Below are 26,088 nucleotides of genomic sequence, written 5' to 3'. Positions count from 1 at the left end.
CGATTAATTACAACACTCTGTATCATAGCAATGCATAGGCTTTAGTTGTGATTTGCTCTCAATAAATGTTTATCTTCGATTAATTACAACCAGCCACGCGCCGGACGTTGCTCAGTTATAGTTGTGATTTGCTCTCAATAAATGTTTATCTTCGATTAATTACAACAAGGATTGATACCTCCTATACCGGACGCTAGTTGTGATTTGCTCTCAATAAATGTTTATCTTCGATTAATTACAACAGGAACCTTGTATTTAATTGAAATACAATCAATTGTGGATAAAACAGGAATGAAAAAACACTTCCCGCAAGCATTTTTTCATTCCTGTTTCAAAACAACTCCAACTGCTGTACCGTTCCCGGAACCTCCGTTTGACTATGGCCCCTAAATATCTCCATCATCCCAAATTGCTTATCAGTAACACACATAATTCCAACATGCCCTTTTGATGGCAATGCCGCTTTCACCCGCTTAACATGTACATCAGCATTTTCCTTACTATTACAATGCCTTATATACATACTAAACTGAAACATCTGAAAACCGTCAGCCAATACTTTCTTCCTGAATAAAGCATAGCTTTTTTTATCCTTCTTTGTTTCAGTGGGCAAATCAAAAAAAACGAGTACCCACATAATTCGATAAGCATTTAGGCTGTTAAACATTTTATCGCTAAATAAAATTAGGATATAATATTCTCCTTGTCTTCCCTTCAAAACATTTAGCAAGACTTGCTGTTGTGCGCTGCACTGCATTCATCAAAGGGCTTTTTTGACCATCCATTTCTACATCCATTACAGGTATTTCCAACAATGCCTTCTTCATAGACGGAGTCATCTCAAGAAATCTTCCATTTCCTCTTACAATCTGGCATACCACTTTATCGACAAATGGTCTGTAGGGCTCCATAATATCATCAGCAAGACAGTATGCGTTATATTGATTCCTGTGGAAGATCCCTAAAGTTGGCAATAATCCACTGCCTACCAAACTCCTTGCCACAAGAGCCCTTAAAATAGCATACCCATAGTTAAGTAAATTATTAGGAGGAGCGCCATCACGTTCTCTTTTAAATGAAAGGAAATCGGGGAATATCCATTTCCAGTAATAAGCAGCTGCCTGTGCTTCACAGTTATCACTATCCCCACTCTTTATCTTTGAAATTAGATGTAAAATATACTTATTGTCAGAATGTTCTTGTTTGAGCATCGCTGCCTGGTTGCATAGCTTTGCCTCAACCGTTTGTTGCCATAGCTGTTTTTTCAAGGGTACAGACGCACTAATTTGATATTGGAATTTTTGACTTTGTAGTGTATGACCATCCAAATTTAACATAAGACCGGTAGGATGCCGGCTGCTATCGCACGTAATCAACGCAATATTATTTGAAAGCAATTTAGAGATTAAAGCTTGCGTAACTGTCACCTGCTGATGATCTAATATTAAAATACCAATATCCTCAATAACTGCTGTTTTAATTTCACCTGTTTCTGGCAATTCTATCACCAGTTGTTCATTACTTGTCCTTAAATATGCAGGATTGCCAAAATATAAAGTACGTTTAATCATGGTTTAGAAGTATTAAAAGTTATACTACCATCCATATTAATATTGAAATCATATCCTTCTACCCAAAAATCATACTTCGAATAAGAGAAACGCAAAGTGGGTTTGGGTGTGGTAAAATCCAGTTCCGATTCTGTATATACATCCTTTATATCATTTCTTGCCTCCAGGTGATACCTGAAATTTAACCTTCCATCCTTCTCGAATTTCGTCAATACATATAATCTCTTTAATATTTCCCGATGTTCAAGAGATGCCAGATCATCATTTTCTCCTTTACTAAAAATGACCTTAGTACCTCTTTCAAGAACACAGGATAGATGTAATGTATGTGTCTTCTTTCCTTTAATAATAGATTTTGAGGACTCAAATAGTTCATCTCGCCTTCTAGTCTTATTTAGGGATAGTATATTTGCCGTCTGAAAAAGACTTCTTACATCATAACCTTTTCTTCCTTCCCCTTTATAAATAGCAAAATAACTATTCGTTGCATTTGCTGCGTAATAATCCTGTTTGTAAGGAAACCTGGATGGATGAGTATGCTTTTTAATTTTAAGGGGTTCTACAACGGTGACCCAAATCCTTATGTGCCGTATTTTATTTACCTTATTTCCTTCCTTATCAAGCATATAAATACCCTTTTCAAATGCCTCCTTAAGACTACCTGCCTCATTTACCTGTTTCCTTATCTGCTCTTTTAACCCAACATCTACTATTTTCTTTTCAACCTCCTCAAGTGTTTTAAATCCGACGGAGCCAGCATCCTTTTTATATTCAAATGGTACTCTTAATACATACTGTATCTCATTTTCCTGAACAAATTTTCCTTCTTCATCCTTAATCAGGATTCCCTTCTCATCTCTTTTAGCAGGCTTTATTGCACCATAAAATGTCTCCTGATGCAATTGGCCCCGAATGCAATCTCCGGTAGCCCACATTGGGGTATTCGTTCCCGGTATAAATACTTCTTTCCCCCTTTTTCTTATTTTTTTCTTAGCAATGGAAAGCATTTGATTGTTTTTTACATTGTTAATCAAGATATTATCATCAATATCCATGACATATTCACGGCGGAATCCGGGGTATGGTGTATTGCTAAAAGGCTGATGTCTTTCCTTACATTCATAATATTCACGTAGTATTTCATCTCTCTTTCCTGCCACAGGTATTAACGTCAGTATGGCAGCATCTTTGGCGTGGTGAGAATGTTTACTTCGATCTTTCTTTTCATCAAACGACTGCACACTGTAAATTTTCCGAAATTCGGCCGTAATACTTCCTTTTTGAACTTCCACTTTTTCGAAATAGCTTTTTAAATAATGAAACGCATATTTCGAAATCAGTTGAGTGTCTATTTTCTGTCTATTTTTAAATCCTGTTGTAACTTCTTTTATCGTAAATCTATTTACTTTATTTTGCCAATAGTCAAGTTCCATTTGCCATAAATGGCGTTGCCGTATGGCTTCGTCTTTTCTTGTTTTATCAATTGCTTTTTTTGATTTGCTTCTCCAGAAATCGAGTTGCTGTTTTATACGATTAACCTTTTCTTCCCATTTCTCTAATCTTGATAATATGCCCTCATAATCAGGGAGGTGAAAAGGAAGCAAATTTTTCTTTATAGTCCGGTTGTAATAGGCATAACATACCGTTTGATTCGCCAGTGAATTATCAAAGGAGATACTTCTTGGAATAGTATGTTCAAAATCCACAACGTTGCTATTAAATAATTCAGCAATAGGAATAACTTTCCCTGTATAGATACACTGACATTCCTGCTCTTTCCACAGTCTATATTTTTCGATCATGGATTTTTGCAGGGATATTTGCTTATAGGAATCCTTTTTGTTTTCGGTCCAGCGTATACCTTTAATTTCCCTACGCTCATCGGTAAGGGGAGGTACCGTCTCTTCCCCGTTCTGCTCATACCATAACCTGATCTTATCTATATCCTTTTCACTTTGACTATTTGCCTGAATTCCATCCTTCTGAACTAATTCTTCAATGATCCGCCGGAATTCTTCATTTTCAGCCTCCCGTTGTTTTTGCCATGTTTCTATAGCCCAGCGTTTATTTGCATCATTTAATTCCCTTGCTACCTCTACAACGACTCTGGTTTCACTATCAATTTGCCCGGTGGTAATCAGGTAATTGATTAGTTTTCTCAGTTCATGCAAGGCTCGCATCGCCATGGGATTTCTAAAGGCATCCGTCTTCGGAGACCCTAATACAGTTACCTGATCTTTTCCTGGTTTGGCTGCTGGGTAAATGTTAATTTCAGATGGATGGTAAACCTTCGATAATTTTTTTTCAGATACAATGAAATTGTCCTGAATAAATGTTGTAAGTGAGTTGATCAGTTTCGGCATTGTATAATACCCGGAATCTGATTTATAAAATGTATGATTACTTGTTTTTACCTCAAAATGTCTTTGCCCCCTGATGTCTTTCCTTACAAGGCCAGTGGTTCTGAAATATGCCTGATAGCAACCTGTCACCATTTCACGAACAAATGATCGTTTTTCTTCAGGTAACTCATCCCATTTGCTTTGCCCTAATACTTCGATAATAGTGCCCAAGATATTGGAATGATCCTGATCGTCAAGTTTATAGTCATTATTTTTGTATCCGAATTTTTGATCCAGACTTTTATGTTTCGATACAAGGTTATTGACAATGTTGACAATAAGCTTTTGCTCTCTATTTGTCTCAATAATTGTACTGATAGCATTAAGAAATAGCGTTTCATTACCTTCCCATAACTCTGGTCCAATAACATATGGAATATTCGCTAATAAAACGGCTTCAGTATATATTAGTCCTTTTATCAGGAAGTGATTAATTTTGTTGATGGCGTTTAAACTCAACATTCCATATCCAACTGGCATGGCATTCCATGCAGCAACAAATAATTTTGCTTTATCAGGAGGGAGTTGTAACCGTTGTTCGGCAAAGTCTACTACACATTCCTGGTCCTCATAGGAAAATAACACATGCCAGATATCTTCCAGGTTGTAATAGTTTTTGGATGTTTTAGACGACGGAGTTTTTTCGATTTCTATGTTATTATAATTTTCTCCAAAAATCTCTTTTAACCTTGCTGAAACTGGACAACCGGTTACGGTTGTTTTAGGAGAATAGTTGTATGTCCAGTGATACCCTTTTTTGAGAAGAAGTTCAATAATCTCAGAAAAGGGGAAATATACTTTCGATTTTCTAAAGAACTTTTCTTTGAAAATCATTTCTTTCAAGGCTAAGGGTAAATTTTGCCATCCTTGTCCTTGTGTCCTGTATTGAATATTATTTAAGAACGACCAGGCTCTGTATTTCTCAAATGCCGGATGGCTAACCGGTACCCTGTATTTATTGGCTTCCAATGTACATTTACCAATGAGACCTTTTTGAGAGCGTAACGGACGTTTATAAAAGATACTGCCATCGTTTTTATTTTTTTTCTCTTCTACTAATTGCTTGTATAAAGGATGCTCAAGACCCAGTTCCTGAAATTCAAAGATGTGCTTAATCTCGTCCTTATAGTTTTCACGAATAGCATATTGAGAAATATTTTCCCTGATTCTGACATTATCATCTTCCAATAAGGCGTAAAGATGTCCAATGGTCTTTGCTGCAGGATACTTCTCAAAAAGTTCGCTGATTACCCTATTCTTTTTTTTCTCAGAGACCTGCAGATCTATTTCTTTTTCATCTGCAGCCAGCTCCTCTATGCTTTCGATGGTTTCTTTCCTGCTACTCTTAAAACCTCTTCGTTGCGCAATATGGTATAATGCTCTACCGAGTTTATGACGATTTTTCTCCTCACTGAAAGATAACTTTATTGTTACCAGTTCTTTTCTTAATTGGTAGGGGCTTTTATAATCCGGTGCGTTATCTTGATCGAAATCGAGTTTTACCCAGTTAGCAAATTCAAAATTGTCAATGGGATAAACTCTTCCAGCATTTTTATTTGTGTGGACTTCTCCTTTGTTATAATGCCTCCAATTATTCAGATCTTCTTTTGAAAGAGGACAATAGCCTTCCGAAATCAGATGGTCCAGGGTCGTCCAGATCCTATATTTTCTTGCCTGATTTAATCTTCTGGCTGCGCGTTTAGTTGTTCGCTGCCCTGCATACGAATATTCCCCGGCTTTTCCTGATCCTACTCCTTCGTTGAATCTAATAACACCAACTTTTTCAGTCTGATTTCCCTGTAAATCTGGATTTCTTATGGCCCATCCAATAGAATGTGTGCCTAAGTCAATTCCCAAAGTATTATTCATAATTGCAGATTTAGTTATACGTGGGTATAAAGTCGAACTAATAAATTTTGTTTCCGGAAAATATTGAATAAGAGTGTGGTTGAATTAATTGATTTGCTATATTTGATTAGCAAATCACAATAAGGCTATAAGCCGAAGAATTTCTAAGCCCTGCTTCTGGTGGGGCTATTTTATTTTTCAAATAAATCCCTGTATAAATTGTACTTCTGAATATGCCTTTTTTATTTGGGATAGTTATTGCATTCTTTTGGCTCATTTTTCAAGGTTAAACGTGGTATATGAAATTCGTGCAGAAATTATTGATTTTCAACTTGAAATTAATGAAAAAAGATTGACTACTATGACAAAATATTTTAGCTTTTATTTAAAGGAACCTGTTTGCAAGGGATTTATCTAAAACCTACCCATTTAAAAATCATCGCCGAAACATGCTATTGGTAATAGGTAGCTGTGTTTTGCTAAATAAAGAACGAATTGGATAATTTACAAAGCTTCCCAATTCTTCTACTCCTCTTTATTTATTTATACCCTTTAGGGTATAAATCTATTAGTACTTAGCTTTTTTATACCTTTTAGGGTATAAAAAGTAGATATTTCGTATTTTTATACCCTAAAAGGTATAAAATGACTCTTTTGTCCAAAACAATTAAAGCTAAGCGTAAAGAAAACGGGTTGACACAAGAAGAACTATCCTTAAAATCTGGGCTGGGATTACGGCTCATCCGGGAAATTGAACAGGGTAAAACATCCATGCGTATGGATAAAGTGAATCAGTTACTTCAATTATTTGGGATGGAACTTATACCAGCACCTAAAACAACATATAATGAGTAAAACTGCAAAAGTGTATTATAATAGCATACTTGCTGGTTCACTAACAGAATATGATGGCGGCTATAAGTTTTTATATCACGAAGATTATTTGGTTGATGAATCGGCTAAACCAATAAGTTTAACCTTACCATTACAAAAAGAGGTTTATCATAGTTTTACATTGTTTGCTTTCTTTGATGGACTGATTCCTGAAGGCTGGCTATTAGACATAGCTAAAGATCACTGGAAAGTTAAAGGTAATGATCGCTTTGAATTATTATTACTTACATGCAGAGATACTATTGGTGCGGTAAGTATAGAACCCGAAAATGAAATTGAATAATATGTCCAATTGTTTATTCTGCTATAAAGATGCTGGGGACAAGGAATACCACAGTAAATGTGCAAAACGTTTTTTTGGTACCGAAACTATGCCAGAGCTGAACCTGGACAAACAATTATTAAAAGATCTGGCAGAAAAGACGATTAGCAGTCATATAGCCTTAACAGGTGTGCAACCTAAGTTATCAGTTACGTTGGAGAGGATTAAAAGTAATGGCAGACTTACAATCGTGGGGCTGTGGGGAGAATACATATTGAAACCTCAACATGAAATAATGGTAGCCATGCCAGAAACGGAAGACCTTACCATGCATCTTGCCGCAATATTTGGTATTCTGACATGTCATCATACCTTGCTCAGATCTACTGATGGAAACCTTGTTTATATTGCCAGACGTTTTGATAGGGAAAAAAGGGAAAAGATTCATGTTGAAGACTTCTGTCAGCTTTCTGGTTTTTTAACAGAAAATAAGTACAAAGGATCCTACGAGAAAGCTGGAAAACTAATACTTCAGTATTGTACTAATTCAGGGCTTGATGTACTGAAATATTTCGAATTATTGCTTTTCTGTTTTCTGACAGGAAATAATGATATGCATCTTAAAAACTTTTCCTTACTTCATCTTGAGAACAGTATAGCACTGAGTCCCGCTTATGATCTATTGAATGTTAACCTTGTTTTCCCCAAGGACCAGGAAGAAATGGCATTATTGCTCAACGGCAAAAAGAAGAATATAAAATTGAGAGATTTTGAAGCGTTAGGCATTGTCTTAAACATTCCTGAAAAAGTAAGACATAATACTTATAAAAGATTTAAGTCTTTTAATTCAAAGGTGCACACTTTAATTAATAGCTCCTTTTTGAGTAGGGAAAAAAAAGAAAAGTATTGGGAAATATGGACTAAAAAGCAGCAAATCTTTGAATGAGATTTGGTTTGAACCTGGTTTCAATAAATAATTCATTGACGTTTTTCTAACGCTTATAAAATTGGAGGGTATACAAAGGGGATCACTCGACTAAAATACAAAACCCCGCGCTTAGCGCGGGGTTTCAAAAATATTTGCGGACCAGACGGGACTCGAACCCGCGACCTCCGCCGTGACAGGGCGGCATTCTAACCAACTGAACTACTGATCCTTGCCCTTCGTTCCAGCGCTACCGCTTTCCCGTTTTGGGATTGCAAAGATAGCAACAAAGCAATCAATTTTGCAAATCTTTTTTAAAAAATATTTTACCCGTTATCTTTACACCGTACTTTAACCAATTTATAACATAAATATGCAATTCCTGGAATTCGAAAAACCTATTGCGGACTTGTATGATCAGCTGGAAAAACTGAAAGAAAACGGCGCCAAGTCTGGTGTTGACGTGACAGCTACCGTGGTGGAATATGAGTCTAAGATCGCTCATACCCGTCAGGAAATCTATGATCATCTGACCAGTTACCAAAAGGTACTGCTGAGCAGGCACCCGGATAGGCCCTATACCCTGGCGTACATTGAGAAGATGTGTACTAACTTTGTGGAGCTGCATGGCGACAGGAATGTAAAGGACGATAAGGCGATGGTAGGCGGTTTCGCCGACCTGGATGGCGAAACGGTGATGTTTATCGGTCAGCAGAAGGGTGTAAACACCAAAATGCGGCAGATCCGTAATTTCGGTATGGCAAATCCTGAAGGCTATCGCAAGGCATTGCGTCTCATGAAACTGGCTGAAAAGTTCAACAAGCCTATTGTAACGCTGATAGATACACCGGGTGCTTACCCTGGGCTGGAAGCTGAAGAGCGTGGGCAGGGTGAGGCAATTGCCCGTAATATATTTGAAATGGTGAAGCTGCGTGTGCCTGTTATTTGTGTCATTATCGGTGAAGGTGCTTCCGGTGGTGCCCTGGGCATTGGTATCGGAGACCGTGTGCTGATGCTGGAAAATAGCTGGTATACTGTAATTTCTCCTGAAAACTGTTCTACCATCCTCTGGCGTAGCTGGAACTTCAAAGAGAAGGCTGCCGAGGAGCTGAAACTGACTTCTGATCACATGAAGAACTTTGGCCTGGTAGATGGTGTAATCAATGAACCGCTGGGTGGCGCGCACGTAAACCCTGATGAGATGGCGGTGATCCTGAAGCAAAAAATTAAAGAAGAGCTGGCAGAACTGAAAAAGATAGATGCCGATACCAGAATCGAACAGCGTATTGACAAATACAGCAACATGGGCTTTTTTGACGAACGTTAAAAATAATTTGACATAAACCATTTCAAATTGGCATCTTTGCACCTCCTTTCAGGAATTTCCCTTGAAGGGAGATGCCGGGAGGCTATTTGAAATTTCTTATCCGGAATTTTTACGCATTATGGAACAATTAAGAGGCACCGGTGTTGCGCTGGTTACGCCCTTTAAAAAAGACGAAAGCATCGACTGGAATGCTTTAGAGAGAGTCATCGATCATGTGATTGCCGGCGGGGTTGACTATGTAGTATCCCTGGGAACCACCGGTGAAACACCTACACTGAGCGCAGAAGAGAAGTTGGACATCATGAAGTTCACCTTCGAAAAAGTTGCCAAACGCGTGCCTGTGGTGGTGGGTATTGGAGATTACAACACCCGTGATGTAGTCAAGCGTCTCGAAACCTGTCCGCTCGATGAAGCCGTTGCCATACTTAGCGTAGCTCCTTATTACAGCAAACCAAGTCAGGAAGGCATTTTCCAGCACTATAAGGCGGTAGCGGCAGCAGCGCCAAAGCCAGTTATTCTCTACAATGTACCTGGACGTACAGGCCGTAATATGACGGCTCAGACCACCCTGCGCCTGGCGCATGAAGTGGAAAACATCGTGGCAATGAAAGAAGCCAGTGGTGATATGGTGCAGTGTATGCAGATCATTCGTGATAAACCGAAAGATTTTATCGTGGTGAGTGGGGATGATGCCCTGGCTATGCCGCAGATGGCTACCGGTATGGATGGTTTGATCTCTGTAGCAGCGAATTATTTTGCAAAAGACACCGCTGATATGGTGCGTGCTGCATTGAAGAACGATTTCCCGACAGCAAGAACTTTACATTATAAATTGCAGGAAGCTTTTGATCTCATGTTTGAAGAAAACAACCCTGCGGGCGTGAAAGCGTTTTTACAGGAGGGTGGTTTGATCGAAAATGTATTCCGTTTACCGGTTGTGCCGGTGAGTGATGGATTGCAGGCAAGAATTGCCGCTTTCGTAAAGCGTTTTAAATAAAAACTAAGGGCTGCCAGAAGGCAGCCCTTAGTTTTTTAAATGATATAAGTAGCTCCTTCCAGTGCCAGATCAGTATTTGGAAACACTGGCCTGCATTCCTCCAGGAAAGCTGCCAGCTCTGTATATTTCGAAGAAAAATGCCCGATAATCAGTCTTTTAGCGGCTCCTTTTGCAGCTAATGTCGCTGCCTGCACGCTGGTGCTATGATATCTTTCAGCGGCTCTCTCTGCCAGGTTATGTAAATAAGTTGTTTCGTGGTACACCAGGTCTGCCTGGTGGACGTGTGGCAATAATTCCTCCGTATACATCGTATCTGCACAATACACATATTTCTTACCCGGGGCAGGAGGCAGGGTCACCCAGTCATTTTTTACAAGTACCCCATCCTTTCGCTGGTAGTCAGCTCCTTCGGCCAATTGGGAGAAATAGGCGGCGGGAATTTCATATGCCCTTGCCTGTTCGGGTACAATTCTTCTCTTCCGTTTCTGCATATCAAACACAAATCCATAGCAGGGAATGCGGTGCCTGGTGGCAAAAAAGCTCACCTGCAGGTCCTTGTCATTCACAATAATGCCTTGATTTTCCGGTAGTAAAGCGGTGAAATGCATCTCGAATTGTAGCGTAGTAGCAGCACTTTCCATCTGGAGTTTGAGGATCTGTTCCAGTTCCGGGGGCCCAAATAAATAAAGAGGATCCTGGCGCCCCAGCAGACTCAGAGTATTGATAAGGCCGATGAGACCAAAATAATGATCTCCATGTAAGTGACTGATAAATATGTACTTAAGCCGACTGCGCCGGATTTTGTACCGTGCAATCTGTACCTGGGTGCCTTCGCCGCAGTCTACGAGTAGCAAACTATCGTTACATGTGACTACCTGTGCCGTTGGATGCCTGTCTAACGTGGGAAGAGCCGAATTATTACCTAATATGGTTACCGCAAACATGCCCGAAAATACGCATTTATAAAATGTAAAATTCCGGAATATGGAACCATTTTCCACATTCCGGAACCAAATAGCGGCACTGAGGCAAATGCACAAAAATTATTCATCTTCGCCTAATAATTCTCTTTCAAGGTCCTCCATCATGACGAGGTCAATCGCTTCTAACATAGTAGGGGCAAGGTTTACAACATTTTCATCAGCCGCCTTAATTTTTGCTAAAAGGTCATTGTTAAGCCCGGTGAGGGCGCAGGACAAACTGCTGTCATACTGCTGGTTATAAACTGTTAAAATGGCTTGCGTACCCGCTTCGTCCGTATTTGACACCAATGCCAGGTCCAGTATAAGATTGCGGCCTTCTAACCCGGGTAGATCTGATACTTCTTTTACAAAGGCATCTGCCAAATTAGCATCCAGCAAACTTATTTGCGGCTGTACAACGAGAATTTTTTCTTTGGTATCAATTTTGAATTCCATCCCTTAAGGTTTTGTTTTATTAGATTTAGTAAATAAGTAATCGGAATCCTGCCCAATAACAGCCTTCTTCTTACTTCATTACCCCTCCACAATGAACTTTATACTATTAAAGTGTTAGGGTAAAGGTAAATCAAAATTATTTGCTAATATTGTATAAGCAAGTCCCGGTAAGGGTTTTAATAATTTAATATTCTCACAATGGACCAGAATTTTTCACCGCAAGTAAAGGAGATCATTTCGTTTAGCAGAGAGGAAGCTCTACGCTTAGGGAATGATTTCATCGGCACAGAACACCTGCTGCTTGGCATTATCCGAGAGGGGGAAGGGACAGCTGTTAAAATTCTGCAGGCCTTGAATGTAGACCTTTATGAACTACGTAAGGAGGTTGAGTTGGCCGTAAAAGATAAGACTGGAAAGAATATCGCCAATATCAATAGCCTCCCGCTAACAAGGCAGGCAGAGAAAGTAATCCGTGTTACGGTGCTTGAAGCAAAGGCACTGAAATCTCCCACAGTGGAAACGGAGCACTTAATGCTTTCTATCCTCAAGAATAAAGAAAACGTTTGTACACAAATCTTACAACAGTTTGACGTGGATTACGACACTTTTAAAAACGAGCTGGGCTTCGTAAAGTCTGCTGACCCTAAGGCAGAATTTGATGATCCGGGAGAGGAAGAATTTGAAGATGAGCGTAAAAGTTTTGCCTCTAAGGCCAAACAGACTAATACGAAGTCAAAAACTCCTGTGCTGGATAATTTCGGCCGGGATATTACTAAGCTGGCCGAGAGTGGCAGCCTTGACCCAATTGTAGGTCGCGAAGCGGAAATTGAGCGTGTATCGCAGATATTATCCCGCCGTAAAAAGAATAATCCGATCCTGATCGGGGAACCGGGAGTGGGTAAAACCGCTATCGTAGAGGGCCTCGCACTGCGCATCGTGCAGCGTAAGGTATCCCGCGTATTGTTCGACAAACGCGTTGTTAGCCTCGACCTCGCCGCACTGGTAGCTGGTACTAAATACCGTGGCCAGTTCGAGGAAAGGATGAAAGCCATCATGAATGAATTGGAGAAAAACAGAGATGTGATCCTGTTCATTGATGAAATCCACACGATCGTAGGTGCTGGTGGTGCTTCAGGTTCTCTGGATGCTTCCAATATCTTCAAACCTGCCCTGGCTCGTGGTGAACTCCAGTGCATTGGTGCTTCCACTTTGGATGAGTACCGTATGTACATCGAGAAAGATGGCGCGCTTGACCGTCGTTTCCAGAAAGTAATGGTAGATCCACCAACCGTGGAGGAAACTATTCAGATCCTCAACAATATCAAACCAAGATATGAAGAGTATCACAACGTAAGTTATTCTGACGATGCAATTCAGGCCTGCGTAAAACTGAGCGACCGCTACATGACAGACCGTTTGCTGCCAGACAAGGCAATCGACGTACTGGATGAAGTAGGAGCCCGTGTACACCTTAAGAACATCAACGTTCCGCAGAATATCCTGGATCTGGAAAAACAGATCGAAGATATCAAGCAGGAAAAAAATAAAGTCGTGAAGAGCCAGCGTTTCGAAGAAGCTGCTGCCCTGCGCGATACTGAAAAGAAACTGGGAGAAGACCTGGAACGTGCGAAAGCCGTGTGGGAAGAAGAAGTGAAACATAAACGCTACCCAATCGATGAAGAAGCCATCGCTGAAGTAGTGAGTATGATGACAGGGATCCCGGTAAAACGTATGGTACAGGCCGAAACCGAAAAACTGCGTCGTATGGGCGAAGACCTGAAGGGTGCAGTAGTAGGTCAGGACGAAGCCATCAGCAAAGTCACCAAAGCTATTCAGCGTAACCGCGTAGGTCTGAAAGATCCGAAGAAACCAATTGGTACCTTCATCTTCCTGGGTCCTACAGGGGTTGGTAAAACCGAGCTGGCTAAATCACTTGCACGCTATATGTTCGATTCAGAGGATTCTCTGATCCGTATAGATATGAGTGAATACATGGAGAAATTCTCAGTAAGCCGCCTGATAGGTGCGCCTCCGGGATATGTAGGTTATGAAGAAGGTGGTCAGCTGACTGAAAAAGTTCGCCGCAAACCTTACTCTGTGATCCTGCTGGATGAAATCGAAAAAGCACACCCGGATATTTACAATATCCTGCTGCAGGTGCTGGATGATGGTATCCTCACCGATGGCCTTGGCCGTAAGGTAGATTTCAAGAATACTTTGATCATTATGACCTCTAACATTGGGGTACGTCAGCTGAAAGATTTCGGTGCAGGTGTAGGTTTCTCTACCAACGCCAAATCCAACAGTGAAGAAGAGAATACAAAATCAGTAATTGAAAAAGCACTGAAACGTACCTTCTCTCCTGAGTTCCTCAACCGTATTGATGATGTGATCATCTTCAACTCACTGAGCAAAGAGCATATCTATACTATCATAGATATCACTATGCAGAGCGTGCTGAAACGTCTGGAAAACCTGGGCTTTAGCCTGGAACTGACGGAAGAAGCAAAAGGATTCCTGGCAGAAAAAGGCTACGATCAGCAGTTCGGTGCCCGTCCGCTGCACAGGGCTATCCAGAAATACCTGGAAGATCCTTTAGCAGAAGAGATCCTGAATATGAATATTCACAACGGAGATGTATTGATTGCTGATCTGGATAAGGAAAATCAGAAACTGATTTTTACTTTGAAAAACTCAGAAAGAAGTAACAAATCTGAGAAATCAGAGGCTTAATAAATGAAGCCATAGTTGATAGTAATGTTTTCCAATAAGTGCTCCCGGGATACCATCCCGGGAGTTTTTTTATGGGTGAATGATCTATATTCCCCCCCTTTAGTGTTAAAGGATGATTATTTGTGAGACTCCGCAAACTAATTTACTGATAGAAATTGAGAGCGGCAGGAATTGGGTCTCTTATACAATGAGCGATGTTCCATTTCAACAACTCATTGATTCTATAAAATAACAAAGGCAGCTTCCCCGAAGCTGCCTTTGTTATTTTAAATCATTCCGCCGTGGTGGGATCAATCACCGTCACAATTTTGTGAATCGCATTTGCCGGGAATCCTCCTCTTCGCGCATGCTCCCTGATCGTCTCCTCATCCGGTGAAATGTAAATACAGAAAATCTTATCTCCAGTCACATAACTCTGTACCCACTGAATCTGTGGACCCAGCTCTCTCAATACACTACATGATGTTTGTGAAATACCCTGTAATTGCTCAGGGGTGAGGTCTCCCGCCCCGGGAATCTCCCGTTCGATGACAAATTTTGGCATGTTAACAAATTTTGGGGTTATAAAATTATTCCTGCAAGGTACGGATTGCAATTCTAATACAGTTACTAATTCATGATAATGTTGAAGTAGGTAAGATCATTTGCAGGCTGAAGGATGAGCAAAATGAATGTTCCTGGGAACGATATTTCTAAGTTAGAATATTGACCTGAAACCGGCTTAAAAATGAAGCATACTCAAAAAACGCTGTTCCTATTTGCCCCTCACATCATATATGAAAATTCCTGTAGTAGTATTTCTACAAAAGTGGTATGCCTTATCGGATATTGATATTATTTTGTCTTAAAATATCATTAAAATTAGCCCAAATGAACGAAAATCGAAGTGGGCATAACACATTAATGTTATTTGGTTGCGCTTGCTTTGCCCTATTTACCCCTATTCAGGCGCATCCACCTGCGTGTTTTTGCAGGTTATATTTATATTTATATTTTTTATAATGATAATCAATTGTTTATATGAAATGTCTTTATGAATAAAATGATACGTTCATGTCATTTAACTAATATTACTAATATTAGATATTTGCGCCATAGGAAATAGTAAAGCCTTTTACATTTAGGTTCGTGAACAGTACAATAACAGTGGACATTACATTTTACCTCTTTTAACCACTTTTTAATTGAAAACCTTTAGAATGCCTGACAAGCTCCCAATCTGTGCAGCGGAATAAATAGTGTTGTGCCAGGTAGACTAAATTATTAATCAAAGGAAATCGGATAAATAAATAAATTTTAAAATCTATCTATCCCTATACTAATATGAAAACAGTTTTACACAACGTTTCACGCAAACTTTTATTGGCTGGTGGTATCACCCTGGCAGCTACTGCGGCAAACGCACAGATGAAAATTGGTGATAATCCTTCACAGATTACTAAGTCTGCCATCCTGGAGCTGAACAGCACCAAACAAGGTCTCCTGCTGCCAAGGCTGACAGATTTTACCGCCATCAATACAGCGATCGGCACTGATGCTGTAGACGGTATGATCGTGTACCTGAACGGTGCAGTTCCTGCTAATAACGGTGTGTACATGCGTAAAGCAGGTGTCTGGGTGAAAATAGCCAGTGCTGCTGATGTTGCTGCTAACTGGAGTATGGCTGGTAATGCAGGTACTAATCCTACCACTGACTACGTCGGTACTTCTGATGCACAGAAACTCTCTATCCGTGCAAATGCTACTGAAGCGATCAGCGTACAGACTGACGGTAAAGTACAGCTGAAGAATGTTGCAGCTACTGCCACTGATGCTGCGCTGGATGTACTGATTATCGAAGCTGATGGTACTATCGTAAAGAAATCTTTGCCAGCTTATGCTTTCAAAAGCCTGCTGACAAACGTTGATGCCTCTGTTCTTACTTTAAGTACTACACAGGCGCCGGATGGTCAGGTAACTATCAATGCACCTATCATGGATGGTACTTCTACTAAGTCTTATGGTTTCATGTCCCTGACTGACTGGACTACCCTCCAGAACCTGGCAGCTGGTAACAGCCTCACTGTAGCGAACCTGATCACTGCTGCTGCTACTACTTTCGATGCTACGAAAGGTGCCATGATCAATTATAATACTGCCACCAAGCAATACGAGCTGTCACTGATCGAAGCATCTACCGACAGAAATGGTATTGTAACTACTGGTGCACAATCTTTTGCAGGTGCTAAAACCTTCACCGGTACTGTAACTGTAAATGGTGCTACTACGTTGAACAGCACTTTAGGTGTGACTGGTGCTACTACCCTGGGCAATACTTTGGGTGTAACCGGTGCAACCACCCTGGGCAATACCCTGGATGTAACTGGTAAAGCTACACTGAATAACGGTGTGGATGTAACTACCGGTAATGTAAACGTGGCTACAGGTAACTTAAACCTGACTGCCGGCAACGCTAATGTTGGCGGTACTTTGGGTGTAACCGGTGCTGCTACACTGGGTGGTACTGTAACACTGAACACTGCTGCTGCAAACAGTGAAACAAATAACCTGAATGTACTGATCCAGAATGCAACTACTAAAAATGTGGAAGTAAAATCCTTCTCATTTGATGCTATTGCAAATGCAATCACACTGATCAAAACCGGTGCTACTTCTACTGGTGGTAGCGATGTGGAATTGCTTGCTAATACAGCTGGTACAGACTTCAATATCGTAGCAGACGGTACTGCCAAGACTGTTACTTTCAACCTGCCAAATGCAAGCGCACTTGATGCTACACACACTGCTGTTCAACGAGGTGTTGTTTCTACTGAAAGACAATCTTTCGCTGGTAGCAAATCTTATGCTGACAGTGTTGCAATTGGTTCTACAGGTGTAGCTAACTCTACCCTGCAGGTGAATGGTTCTGTAGCGATGACTATCAAAACCGTAACTGCTGCTTATACTGTAACTGGTGCTGATAACACTATCCTTGCAGATGCTACTGCAGGTGCTTTCACTATCACACTGCCTGCTCCTGCAGCTGGTATCCAGGGTCGTATCTACACTATCAAGAAAACTGGTGGTGATATTGACAAAGCAGTGACCATCATGCCAGGTGCTAACAGCATCGAAGGTGGTTCAAGCTATGTTATCTACAACGACTGGACTTTCATTACCGTTCAAACTGATGGTACTAACTGGTATATTATCAAGAAATAAGGGATAAGATTTTATTACAGGAGCAGCAGTTATGCTGCTCCTGTATAATGTCTTTTGTGAGCCCGTATCCGTGAAACCAATTAATACCTATGACAACATTCTCAAACCAGCGTGTGCTATTGTGCCTGTTTCTGCTGATTGCAGCATTTGCAGATGCACAGCAATTGAAGTTGGGGAAAAACCCGACTACAATTGAAAAGTCAGCACTGCTGGACCTGAATAGTGATAAACAAGGACTATTACTACCAAGAATTACCGACTATACTATCGCCCCGCTCAATGCTGCTCCAGATGGTATGATTATATATTATGTTCCTGACAAATTATTATATATCCGCAAAAATGGAACATGGAAAAAACTCGTAGACGAAACCAACGCTATTTCATCTGTAAATGGACAAACAGGTCCTGCAGTTACATTAACCACCAACAATATTTCTGAATCTGTCAATCTTTATTATACTGACGCCAGATCAAGAGCGGCGTTCAGTGCCGGTACCGGAATCAATTTATCCGGTGCAGGTGTTATCTCAGCTTTGAATACTTCTAATTTGTGGAATGCGGCCCAGTTACAAGGCCGCAACATAGCCACTACCGCCCCTGCTGATCAGCAAGTACTGACATGGGATGCAGCTTCCAGTAGCTGGATTCCAAAAGCTGTGGGTAGTAATGGTTCTGTTACTTCCGTTGCATTGTCCTTACCTTCTTCAGTATTCTCAGTAAGTGGAAGCCCTGTCACATCAACCGGTACATTGTCTGGTACCTTCAACTCTCAGGCAGCTAATACAGTATTCGCAGCCCCGGCAGGAGCGGCAGGTGCACCTTCTTTCCGTGCATTGGTTGCTGCTGATATTCCATCATTAGCATCTAACTATATTCAAAATATATCAAGCGGTACTCAAACGGCCAGTTTCTCAATCAGTGGTAATGGATCCATTGGCACTAAACTCGGTGTAGGGATTACCGGTACTCCCAATAATACTGCCGAAATAGGAGGCACAACTGCTGCCAGCGGCCTTTCCGGTTTACGCCTGACTGGTCTGGGAGCAGCTACTTTACAAACTCCCCTTGCTAATACACTTGCGGTAAATGCCAACGGCGATGTGGTAGTCACTTCTAATGCATCTGCCAATAACTGGCTGATCACTGGTAACGGAAATGTAAATGCCAATACGCAATTCCTCGGTACGACCAATGATGTAAAGATGGTGATCAAATCCAACAATACTTCTTTCCTGGAATTTGGTCGCCGTGCTACTTTAGGCTTAGTACAGAATTATCCGGAATATACAAATGCAGATGAAAGCGTCACGTTTGTAAGATCTGCTTTGCAATTTGATGTACCCAGTACAGTACAGTTTTACAAACCAAAATTCTGGACAAACAGTGATGGTAATTTTCGTGTGAAGGGTCCGGCTGCGGGAACCGATTTTTTTGAACTGGGTGCTACAGGTACCAGTAATAATGGTGGTTTTGATTTCATTATCGGTGATGATGGCGATGAACCTATCTTATTCAAAAGCTACTACTACGTGGATTCATCCTATACTGAGATGATGCGCATGCAGTCAAAGAAAGTAGGTATCAATATGGCTGGTGTGACTCCTGCACAGACTTTGGATGTAAGAGGTACCATGCGATTGACGGGTAGCACAGGTATACCTGATAATTTATTAGGCCGTAACAGCACCAGCGGAGACATTGCCACCATGGGGTATGATGCTGCTACACTCAGCATTGCCAGCGGATCTGTTAAAGCGAATAATACAAGTGCTGTCTGGAATGCGAATCAGTTACAGGGCAAAACAATTGCAACAACTGCACCCACTACCGGACAGGTATTAACATACAATGGAACGAACTGGGTGCCGGCTACACCGGCAAGTGCAGGAGGGGTAACCACTGCATTGCTCAGTTATCAGGATAATGAGATTCCCTCCACTTTAACACTGGATGGTACCATGTACACAGTGGCTTTCAGGTCCATGAAGTGGCAGTTCCCTTCTAACGTAACTGTTACGCTGCCTGAGGCTAAAACCTGTAATGGCAGAGTATACATTGTAGTTAACCAGATTGGTGGTTCCGGTTCCGGTAACGTGGAAATAAAACCTTCAGGATCAGATACAATAGGGCAGGGCGGTTCCAGCTGCTGGCTGTATGGTCAGCACTCCGTGACTTTACAGGCGGATGGTGCTCATAACTATTGGATCATTATTCAAAAGGCTTCTACCAATATCTATTTCAAGACAAACGATACTTGACATGAAGTTATTTTTTACCACATTGCTCCTGAGTGTTATGCTTAATCTATGCTTTGGTCAGCAGGCAGCTTATATTTCTGCCAGTGCCGAGGTATGGAATTTCGGTAACGTCGGAGTATTTGGCGACATAACGAATGAAGGGTCATTAGGATCGAGCCCGAACGCTAATCTTTTCTTCTATGGTAAAGTTTGGACGAACGGGTTTAACGCATCATTAAAAGACGAGAGCACCTCTGGGCTTCAGGGCACCGGGGGCTTTTTCCGTTTTGCAGGTAGAAGCGGCCAACAAACTGTTTCCGGTGGGTTCAATGTAGCTGCGAAAATTGGAGCAAGCTTTCCAAACGTAGATGTTAATAACCCGGATGGTGTGATCTTTTATACCCTCAATGACCTGAAGATTAGAAATAACCTTAGCCTGTCTAACGGGCTGATTTATCTGAACGGGCAAAACCTCATGGTAGGAGAGACCAATACAGGTACTATCTCCGGTTATTCTGACAAACGTTTCATCGTAACCGGTACAGGCTCCACCGGCGGATTCCTGTATCGTTCCAAACTCTCCAGCGCCGCAGGACAGGTGATGTTCCCAATAGGTAGCACACCTGCAAATTATTCACCTGCAGCCGTGCAGTACGAAGGAAATCCGGAAGATTTTCATGCCCGCGTGTTTGATAGTGTATATCAATATGCAAGTTCCGGTACAACTATATATGATACCGTTGTTTACAAGACATGGAATATAGGAGAGGAGCTGGGGGGAACCGGCAAAACAGCCATTACCCTGCAGCATATGGATAGTGATGAAGGAGGTGAATATAATTTAAGCAGGAATGAGAGTTACATCTCTTTATTCCAGGATAGCCAGTGGGAGCACCGTTACAGTGTAAATGATAACATGACTGCGGGATCTCTTACCACTGCTGCGATGGCTTCTTCAGCTACCATGCATTCCCGTGGATTCGGGGGGATTGGTCTGAATGCTTACTTCGCTAAAAAGACTAACTATACCAACAGTTATTCTCCGGCTACGATTATTGACTTCAACGCTTACCGTGTAAGTATCTCACTGGTTGACCTGGTATGGATCACCAACAGAGAGACGAATATGTATGTGTTTGAAGTAGAGCGCAGACTGGATAACGAAGAAACCTTTACGAAGGTAGGTACTGTAGCCACGAAAGCACCTAATGGAAACAGCACAACGAAATTGAGTTACTATTATCAGGATACAAATGACTACGATGGATGGAGCTATTATCGCATCAAGGCAGTGTCAAAAACCGGCAAATACGTCTACTCCGATGTGAGAGAAGTAGGACCGCTGGTTGCTGTAACTGTTTATCCGAACCCGAACTGGGGCGATTTCAAGATCAACGTAAGAGGAATCAAGAAAACGTTGACTATGCAATTGTACGATGTATGGGGTCAGGTGATGCGTAAACAGGAGATTACAGGAATAGGAGATGTGGAAGTACACAATTTACCAGCCGGTACTTACTTCCTGGTTCTGAAGGATAAAGAGACGCAGAAAGAGGTGTATACCTGCAAGATAATAGTGATTGCACATTGATAAGACAACAGAAAATGAATTGAAACTAAATACAGACATCTGAATAACTGGCGAAGAAAGTAAGTGGGGCGTATAAAAAACCCTGCCTGCTTTCTTAGTCATATTTACCGGTGCTGTATTTAAACCTGGGTAATATATTATGAAGACTAAATTCCTTGTCCGAGCCTTTCAACTATTGCCAGTATTCCTGTTCTGGTCTACGCTGATGTTTGCACAACAGTTGAAGCTGGGAGATAATCCCAGTTCACAGCAAAAATCAGCGTTGCTGGAACTGGAAAGTAAATCTCAGGGTTTGCTACTTCCCCGGATTTCTGATACTACATCAGGCCCTATCGCCACTGCTCCTGATGGTATGATCATCTACCTGACACTGAACAATAGTTTGTGTATTCGTAGTAACGGGCACTGGCGACCCCTGCTGCCTGAAGGTTATGCCATTACCAGCATGAACGGGCAAACGATTGCCATACAGTCACTGGCCACTACAAATACGGCCGCTGCGTTAGGCTTTTCATCTGCTGCAGGTATTCATACCTTAAATATACCGGATGCAACTACCACCAATAGTGGTTTTGTGAACACCAGTGCACAGACCCTGGCAGGCGCCAAGACATTTACCAATACATTGACTGCCAACCAGGATGTATACCTGACAGGCATCAATATAGATAATACAAAGGATAGCGTACTCCTCATTGATGGTGGCAAACTGCTGAAAAAACAACTAACCGGTTTACCGCCGGTTGGTACGGCTGGTGGTGATCTCTCAGGAACCTATCCTAATCCAACGATTGCAAACGGAGCTGTAACAGGCACCAAGATTGCACAGGCAGGAGCAACTTCTGGCCAGGTATTGAAATGGAATGGTACTACCTGGGCACCCGGTGCCGATGATAACAGTGGTTCTATTTCATCAATAGGCTTGGTTGTGCCTTCTTTCCTGACGGTATCTCCGGCTACGCTAACAGCAAATGGTACATTTACAATTGGTACAAGTACGCAGTCACCTAATCTTGTTTTTGCAGGTCCATCTACAGGTTCTACTGCGGCTGTACCTGACTTCCGTTCACTCGTAGCTGCTGATATGACCATTGGTACGCAACGCCTGATAGGCCGGTATTCCAACGGCACCGGCACTGGTCAGGAAGTGGCAATGGACAGAACATTAAAAATGATGACCAGTGGTTACCTATATGTAGATACTACACTGGGTGTATATAATGCGAGTAAAATTCAAAGTATAAAAGTATCACTGGCAGCACCGACCAATGGACAGGTATTAAAATATGATGCCGTTGGCAATGCCTGGGTTCCTGCTGCAGACGATAATGCTGGTCTGACCTCTGTTGGATTATCATTACCCTCTCTTTTTACAGTAACGAATTCACCACTGACATCAAATGGTACTATCTCTGCTGCGCTGGCATCTCAAACGGGAGGTACTGTATTTGCTGCTCCCGCTGCAGGTGGTACACCAACTTTCCGTTCACTCGTAGCTGCTGATATTCCAGCCTTGCCATTTTCCCAGATCACAGGCACTGTGCCTGTAGCACAGGGAGGAACAGGTTTGACAGCAGTAGGTGCAAATGGAACTGTTTTAGCATCTAACGGAACCAGTTTATCTTATGTAACGCCTTCGGTTACACTGGCTGGAGATGTGACGGGTGCGAGTGGTGCAAATACCATCGCAAACAGTGCCGTCACCTATGCAAAGATCCAGAATGTAAGTGCTTCTAAATTATTAGGTAGATATGCCGGAACAGCTGGCGTTGCGCAGGAAATTGGCCTGGACAATACTTTGAAATTTACAGCAGGTGGTAACCTGTATGCTGATAGTGCACTGGCAATATGGAATGCCAGCAAGCTGCAAGGGATCAGGGTTGCTCCGGGAACTCCTGCTACCAACCAGGTATTAAAATATGATGGCACCAACTGGTCAGCGGCGGCTGATAATGGTTTGACATCAGTAGGTTTGACTTTGCCAGCTTCTCTGTTCACGGTGACTGGTTCTCCGCTTACCGTAAACGGAACGATAGCTGCAACACTGGCATCTCAAACAGGAGGTACTGTATTTGCTGCTCCCGCTGCAGGTGGTACACCAACTTTCCGAGCACTTGCCGCAGCTGATATACCTTCCTTACCATTTTCCCAGATCACAGGCACGGTGCCTGTATCTCAGGGTGGTACTGGTTTGACAACCATCGGTACATCCGGTCAGGTGTTAACAAGCAATGGAACAAATCTTACCTGGGCTACACCAAGTGCTTCTGCTACTGGTCTGACATCAGTAGGTTTGACCATGCCTTCTATATTTAGCGTAAGTAACAATCCATTGGTGGCAAATGGTACCCTGGGTGTTACGTTTAATAACCAAACAGCAAATACCGTATTTGCAGGACCATCCACCGGTGTGGCTGCAGCACCAACTTTCAGGGCTTTGGGTATTAGCGATATTCAGGGCGTGAATACGCAGAAACTGCTGGGCAGATATACAACAGGTGCCGGAGTTGCACAGGAAATAACTTTAGATAATTCAATTAAGTTAAATACTACTACCGGCACATTGTATGCTGATAGTTCCCTGGCCATCTGGAATGCCAGTAAGGTACAGGGTGTGAAAGTATCTGCAGCCGCCCCTTCCAGCGGACAGGTATTAAAGTATAACAGTACTACATCTATCTGGGAGCCGAATACGGATAATGATGGTGGTGCTACGTATGCAAAGGCCACTACGAATGACCTGGCTTATGCAACAGCAGACGGTTCTACTACTGTAATGAAAATCTGGCAAAGTCCGGTAAACGGAACAGCTACTAACAGTCCTAAATATACGAATGCTTTTGCCTGGAGTACGATGGCATTTAATGGTACAACTTACACTACGCAATTATACTTCGATAAAAATACAATGGCAATTAAGGAGTGGGGAGGTATTACTGCTCCACTGACCACTAATCCGGGGAACGGATGGTACAAAGCAATCCTTACAAATGGTGATAACAAAATAGGTGTGGGGGCAATCGTATATGGTAAGCGTACCTATGATGCATCTGCAGAAGCAGCATCAGATAGTACCAGTTTTGTATGGGATGAAAACAATGACAGGTTAGGTATTGGTACGAGTACACCACTGTATAATTTGGATGTGACCGGAACAGAGAGGGTAACAGGTGCTGCTACGCTGAGTTCTACACTGGCCGTGAGTGGCGCAACCACATTAAGTTCAACACTGGCTGTTACCGGTGCAACCACATTAAGCTCCACGCTGGCTGTAACAGGAAACACCACTATGAATGGTACAGTAAAAGTAGGTAGTGCTGGTACAGCATTAACAAACATTACCAAAGTGACTATTAACACTTCTGGTAATACAACTATTAATGCCGCTACTTCTGTTACTATTGCATTTGCAAATGCTAATGTAACTACTACATCGGCTGTAACTGCAAATCCTCAGGCAGCGTTGGGTGCAGGCCTGATCATATCATATGTATATCCTACCAATGGCAACATCAATGTTGTTTTCTACAATTATAATGCTGCCACATCAAGAAGTATTTCAAATAATACTCCATTTACCTTTACTATTGTCAACTAATCCTGCCGGATACACTTATAAAAAAACGCTTCTGCCCCATGCAGAAGCGTTTTTTGTTTACCTTTACACCGTTTAATTCAAGCAGTTTTGAAAAAGATTATCATCACCTTAGATGGATATTCTTCCTGTGGGAAGAGTACGCTGGCCAAACAGTTAGCTGCGGAGCTGGATTATGTATACATTGACAGCGGCGCCATGTATCGTGCTATCACTTTGTATTTCATTCAGAACCGTATAGACTGGAACAACCCTGAAGAGGTAGCCCAGGCATTATCCAACATCCAGCTGGAATTCATTTACAACCCACTTTCGGGTTCCTCCGAAATGAACCTGAACGGTGAAAATGTAGAACACATGATCCGCGAAATGCTGGTTGCTGAAAAAGTAAGTGAAGTAGCAGCCGTAGGTGCTGTAAGAGAGTTTGCGGTAGCACAGCAACAGGAAATGGGCAGGCAAAAAGGCATCGTTATGGATGGCCGTGATATCGGTACCACTGTATTCCCACATGCTGAGCTCAAAATTTTTATGACAGCAGATACAGCTATCAGGGTAGAACGTCGGTTTAAGGAGCTCTATGCCAAAAATAAGAACATCACCATTCATGAAATAAGGGAGAACCTGGAGCTGCGTGACTACATCGATACCAACCGCGAAATCAGCCCGCTCCGCAAAGCTGAAGATGCTATCATCTTGGATAACAGTCAATTAACTCCTGAAGACCAGCTGAAACTGGTGTTGCAATGGGTAGACGATGCCGTAATGGTAAAGTCCTAAGAAAAAAAGTAATGAGTACCATGCGCCCTGACAGCAGGTGATCCTCCCGATACCTGCTGCCGCAGAGGCCCAGCCACCCAATAGAATATTCTTCCTGAATTTATTTTAATATTAGAAAAACCTTTGTTAAATTTGTCCTATTCCGGTAAGTAATTCCGGTTAATCCTTCAATAGTTTTTCCACATCCTTTCGAATTTCCTGCATTTTATTGTTGTTATAATGTTGTACCCGGATATATTAAAAATATGCCGTCGAACGATATTTTCCATACATGGTCAAGAGAAGTCATAAAAGATCTTTTGGATGA

General features: G+C 41.8%; 17 protein-coding genes, 1 tRNA gene and 1 CRISPR repeat array (1 of these 19 only partly in view). Of the genes, 11 read left to right on the top strand and 7 right to left on the bottom strand.

The window, feature by feature from the left end; all coding sequences use genetic code 11:
- Nucleotides 1–242: direct repeats of the CRISPR family, unit length 46 nt; unit sequence GTTGTGATTTGCTCTCAATAAATGTTTATCTTCGATTAATTACAAC (it extends 1,021 nt beyond the left edge of the window).
- An 89-nt stretch (nt 243–331) separates the two neighbouring features.
- From cas2 to cas9, 3 genes are read right to left on the bottom strand one after another with little or no spacing between them, the layout of a single operon-like run.
- Complete coding sequence (cas2, locus tag U0033_RS12855; protein ID WP_245801769.1) at nt 332–718, bottom strand: CRISPR-associated endonuclease Cas2; 387 nt, start codon at nt 716–718, stop codon at nt 332–334.
- Nucleotides 675–1,571 carry a type II CRISPR-associated endonuclease Cas1 gene (gene cas1 / locus U0033_RS12850; protein ID WP_072360922.1) on the bottom strand — a complete coding sequence of 299 codons (897 nt, stop codon included), beginning with the start codon at nt 1,569–1,571 and terminating at the stop codon, nt 675–677. The genes cas2 and cas1 overlap by 44 nt, the downstream gene beginning before the upstream one ends.
- Entirely contained in the window at nt 1,568–5,842 is a 4,275-nt protein-coding gene (gene cas9 / locus U0033_RS12845) for a type II CRISPR RNA-guided endonuclease Cas9 (protein WP_072360925.1), read from the bottom strand. The genes cas1 and cas9 overlap by 4 nt, the downstream gene beginning before the upstream one ends.
- A 624-nt stretch (nt 5,843–6,466) precedes the next feature.
- Between cas9 and U0033_RS12840 the strand changes: the two genes are divergently transcribed.
- The 3 genes from U0033_RS12840 to U0033_RS12830 are packed head-to-tail and all read left to right on the top strand — an operon-like array spanning nt 6,467 to nt 7,923.
- The gene (locus U0033_RS12840) at nt 6,467–6,676 is read left to right on the top strand and encodes a helix-turn-helix transcriptional regulator (protein WP_072360927.1); all 210 of its coding nucleotides are present in this window, start codon (nt 6,467–6,469) and stop codon (nt 6,674–6,676) included.
- Nucleotides 6,669–6,998 carry a HipA N-terminal domain-containing protein gene (locus U0033_RS12835; protein WP_072360929.1) on the top strand — a complete coding sequence of 110 codons (330 nt, stop codon included), beginning with the start codon at nt 6,669–6,671 and terminating at the stop codon, nt 6,996–6,998. The genes U0033_RS12840 and U0033_RS12835 overlap by 8 nt, the downstream gene beginning before the upstream one ends.
- Before the next feature lies 1 nt (nt 6,999).
- A complete protein-coding gene (locus U0033_RS12830; RefSeq protein WP_072361501.1) occupies nt 7,000–7,923 on the top strand; it encodes a HipA domain-containing protein in 924 nt (307 codons plus the stop codon).
- Between the two features lie 137 nt (nt 7,924–8,060).
- Here the strand turns inward: U0033_RS12830 and U0033_RS12825 are convergent.
- Nucleotides 8,061–8,134: transfer RNA gene (locus tag U0033_RS12825), tRNA-Asp, on the bottom strand.
- A 141-nt stretch (nt 8,135–8,275) separates the two neighbouring features.
- Here U0033_RS12825 and U0033_RS12820 point away from each other — a divergent pair.
- Together U0033_RS12820 and dapA are read left to right on the top strand one after the other, a co-directional pair.
- A complete protein-coding gene (locus U0033_RS12820) occupies nt 8,276–9,229 on the top strand; it encodes an acetyl-CoA carboxylase carboxyltransferase subunit alpha (RefSeq protein ID WP_072360931.1) in 954 nt (317 codons plus the stop codon).
- A 118-nt stretch (nt 9,230–9,347) separates the two neighbouring features.
- The gene (dapA, locus tag U0033_RS12815) at nt 9,348–10,226 is read left to right on the top strand and encodes a 4-hydroxy-tetrahydrodipicolinate synthase (RefSeq protein WP_072361504.1); all 879 of its coding nucleotides are present in this window, start codon (nt 9,348–9,350) and stop codon (nt 10,224–10,226) included.
- Between the two features lie 35 nt (nt 10,227–10,261).
- On the opposite strand, the gene U0033_RS12810 is transcribed toward dapA, so the two are convergent.
- Nucleotides 10,262–11,170: a ribonuclease Z gene (locus tag U0033_RS12810; protein WP_072361507.1), complete on the bottom strand. Its 909-nt coding sequence runs from the start codon at nt 11,168–11,170 to the stop codon at nt 10,262–10,264.
- A 99-nt stretch (nt 11,171–11,269) separates the two neighbouring features.
- Nucleotides 11,270–11,644: an STAS domain-containing protein gene (locus U0033_RS12805; protein WP_072360933.1), complete on the bottom strand. Its 375-nt coding sequence runs from the start codon at nt 11,642–11,644 to the stop codon at nt 11,270–11,272.
- A 198-nt stretch (nt 11,645–11,842) separates the two neighbouring features.
- Here U0033_RS12805 and U0033_RS12800 point away from each other — a divergent pair, with 198 nt between their 5' ends.
- Nucleotides 11,843–14,377 carry an ATP-dependent Clp protease ATP-binding subunit gene (locus tag U0033_RS12800; protein ID WP_072360935.1) on the top strand — a complete coding sequence of 845 codons (2,535 nt, stop codon included), beginning with the start codon at nt 11,843–11,845 and terminating at the stop codon, nt 14,375–14,377.
- Nucleotides 14,378–14,648: 271 nt separating this feature from the next.
- Here the strand turns inward: U0033_RS12800 and U0033_RS12795 are convergent, their stop codons facing one another.
- Nucleotides 14,649–14,921, bottom strand: coding sequence for a DUF4242 domain-containing protein (locus U0033_RS12795; RefSeq protein ID WP_072360937.1), 273 nt, complete (start codon nt 14,919–14,921; stop codon nt 14,649–14,651).
- Nucleotides 14,922–15,700: 779 nt separating this feature from the next.
- On the opposite strand from U0033_RS12795, the gene U0033_RS12790 reads away from it, so the two are divergent.
- The 5 genes from U0033_RS12790 (at nt 15,701) to cmk (ending at nt 25,781) form a co-directional block, all read left to right on the top strand.
- Nucleotides 15,701–17,578, top strand: coding sequence for a beta strand repeat-containing protein (locus tag U0033_RS12790; RefSeq protein WP_072360939.1), 1,878 nt, complete (start codon nt 15,701–15,703; stop codon nt 17,576–17,578).
- Nucleotides 17,579–17,667: 89 nt separating this feature from the next.
- Nucleotides 17,668–19,839 carry an autotransporter outer membrane beta-barrel domain-containing protein gene (locus tag U0033_RS12785; RefSeq protein ID WP_072360941.1) on the top strand — a complete coding sequence of 724 codons (2,172 nt, stop codon included), beginning with the start codon at nt 17,668–17,670 and terminating at the stop codon, nt 19,837–19,839.
- A gap of 1 nt (nt 19,840) precedes the next feature.
- Nucleotides 19,841–21,409: a T9SS type A sorting domain-containing protein gene (locus U0033_RS12780; RefSeq protein ID WP_072360943.1), complete on the top strand. Its 1,569-nt coding sequence runs from the start codon at nt 19,841–19,843 to the stop codon at nt 21,407–21,409.
- 139 nt (nt 21,410–21,548) lie between these two features.
- Nucleotides 21,549–25,007, top strand: coding sequence for a beta strand repeat-containing protein (locus U0033_RS12775; protein ID WP_072360945.1), 3,459 nt, complete (start codon nt 21,549–21,551; stop codon nt 25,005–25,007).
- Nucleotides 25,008–25,094: 87 nt separating this feature from the next.
- Nucleotides 25,095–25,781 (top strand): (d)CMP kinase, encoded by a 687-nt coding sequence (gene cmk, locus U0033_RS12770; protein WP_072360947.1) that lies wholly within the window; start codon nt 25,095–25,097, stop codon nt 25,779–25,781.
- Nucleotides 25,782–26,088: the final 307 nt, after the last annotated feature.

This window comes from Chitinophaga sancti (assembly GCF_034424315.1).
Lineage (GTDB): Bacteria > Bacteroidota > Bacteroidia > Chitinophagales > Chitinophagaceae > Chitinophaga > Chitinophaga sancti.
This window is presented reverse-complemented; position numbering and strand designations above follow the sequence as displayed.

Excerpts from the sequence above, each read along its gene's own strand:
- cas1 (WP_072360922.1), bottom strand. The coding sequence starts at position 1,571 with ATGATTAAACGTACTTTATATTTTGGCAATCCTGCATATTTAAGGACA.
- cas9 (WP_072360925.1), bottom strand. The coding sequence starts at position 5,842 with ATGAATAATACTTTGGGAATTGACTTAGGCACACATTCTATTGGATGG.
- U0033_RS12840 (WP_072360927.1), top strand. The coding sequence starts at position 6,467 with ATGACTCTTTTGTCCAAAACAATTAAAGCTAAGCGTAAAGAAAACGGG.
- U0033_RS12835 (WP_072360929.1), top strand. The coding sequence starts at position 6,669 with ATGAGTAAAACTGCAAAAGTGTATTATAATAGCATACTTGCTGGTTCA.
- U0033_RS12830 (WP_072361501.1), top strand. The coding sequence starts at position 7,000 with ATGTCCAATTGTTTATTCTGCTATAAAGATGCTGGGGACAAGGAATAC.
- U0033_RS12820 (WP_072360931.1), top strand. The coding sequence starts at position 8,276 with ATGCAATTCCTGGAATTCGAAAAACCTATTGCGGACTTGTATGATCAG.
- dapA (WP_072361504.1), top strand. The coding sequence starts at position 9,348 with ATGGAACAATTAAGAGGCACCGGTGTTGCGCTGGTTACGCCCTTTAAA.
- U0033_RS12810 (WP_072361507.1), bottom strand. The coding sequence starts at position 11,170 with ATGTTTGCGGTAACCATATTAGGTAATAATTCGGCTCTTCCCACGTTA.
- U0033_RS12805 (WP_072360933.1), bottom strand. The coding sequence starts at position 11,644 with ATGGAATTCAAAATTGATACCAAAGAAAAAATTCTCGTTGTACAGCCG.
- U0033_RS12800 (WP_072360935.1), top strand. The coding sequence starts at position 11,843 with ATGGACCAGAATTTTTCACCGCAAGTAAAGGAGATCATTTCGTTTAGC.
- U0033_RS12795 (WP_072360937.1), bottom strand. The coding sequence starts at position 14,921 with ATGCCAAAATTTGTCATCGAACGGGAGATTCCCGGGGCGGGAGACCTC.
- U0033_RS12790 (WP_072360939.1), top strand. The coding sequence starts at position 15,701 with ATGAAAACAGTTTTACACAACGTTTCACGCAAACTTTTATTGGCTGGT.
- U0033_RS12785 (WP_072360941.1), top strand. The coding sequence starts at position 17,668 with ATGACAACATTCTCAAACCAGCGTGTGCTATTGTGCCTGTTTCTGCTG.
- U0033_RS12780 (WP_072360943.1), top strand. The coding sequence starts at position 19,841 with ATGAAGTTATTTTTTACCACATTGCTCCTGAGTGTTATGCTTAATCTA.
- U0033_RS12775 (WP_072360945.1), top strand. The coding sequence starts at position 21,549 with ATGAAGACTAAATTCCTTGTCCGAGCCTTTCAACTATTGCCAGTATTC.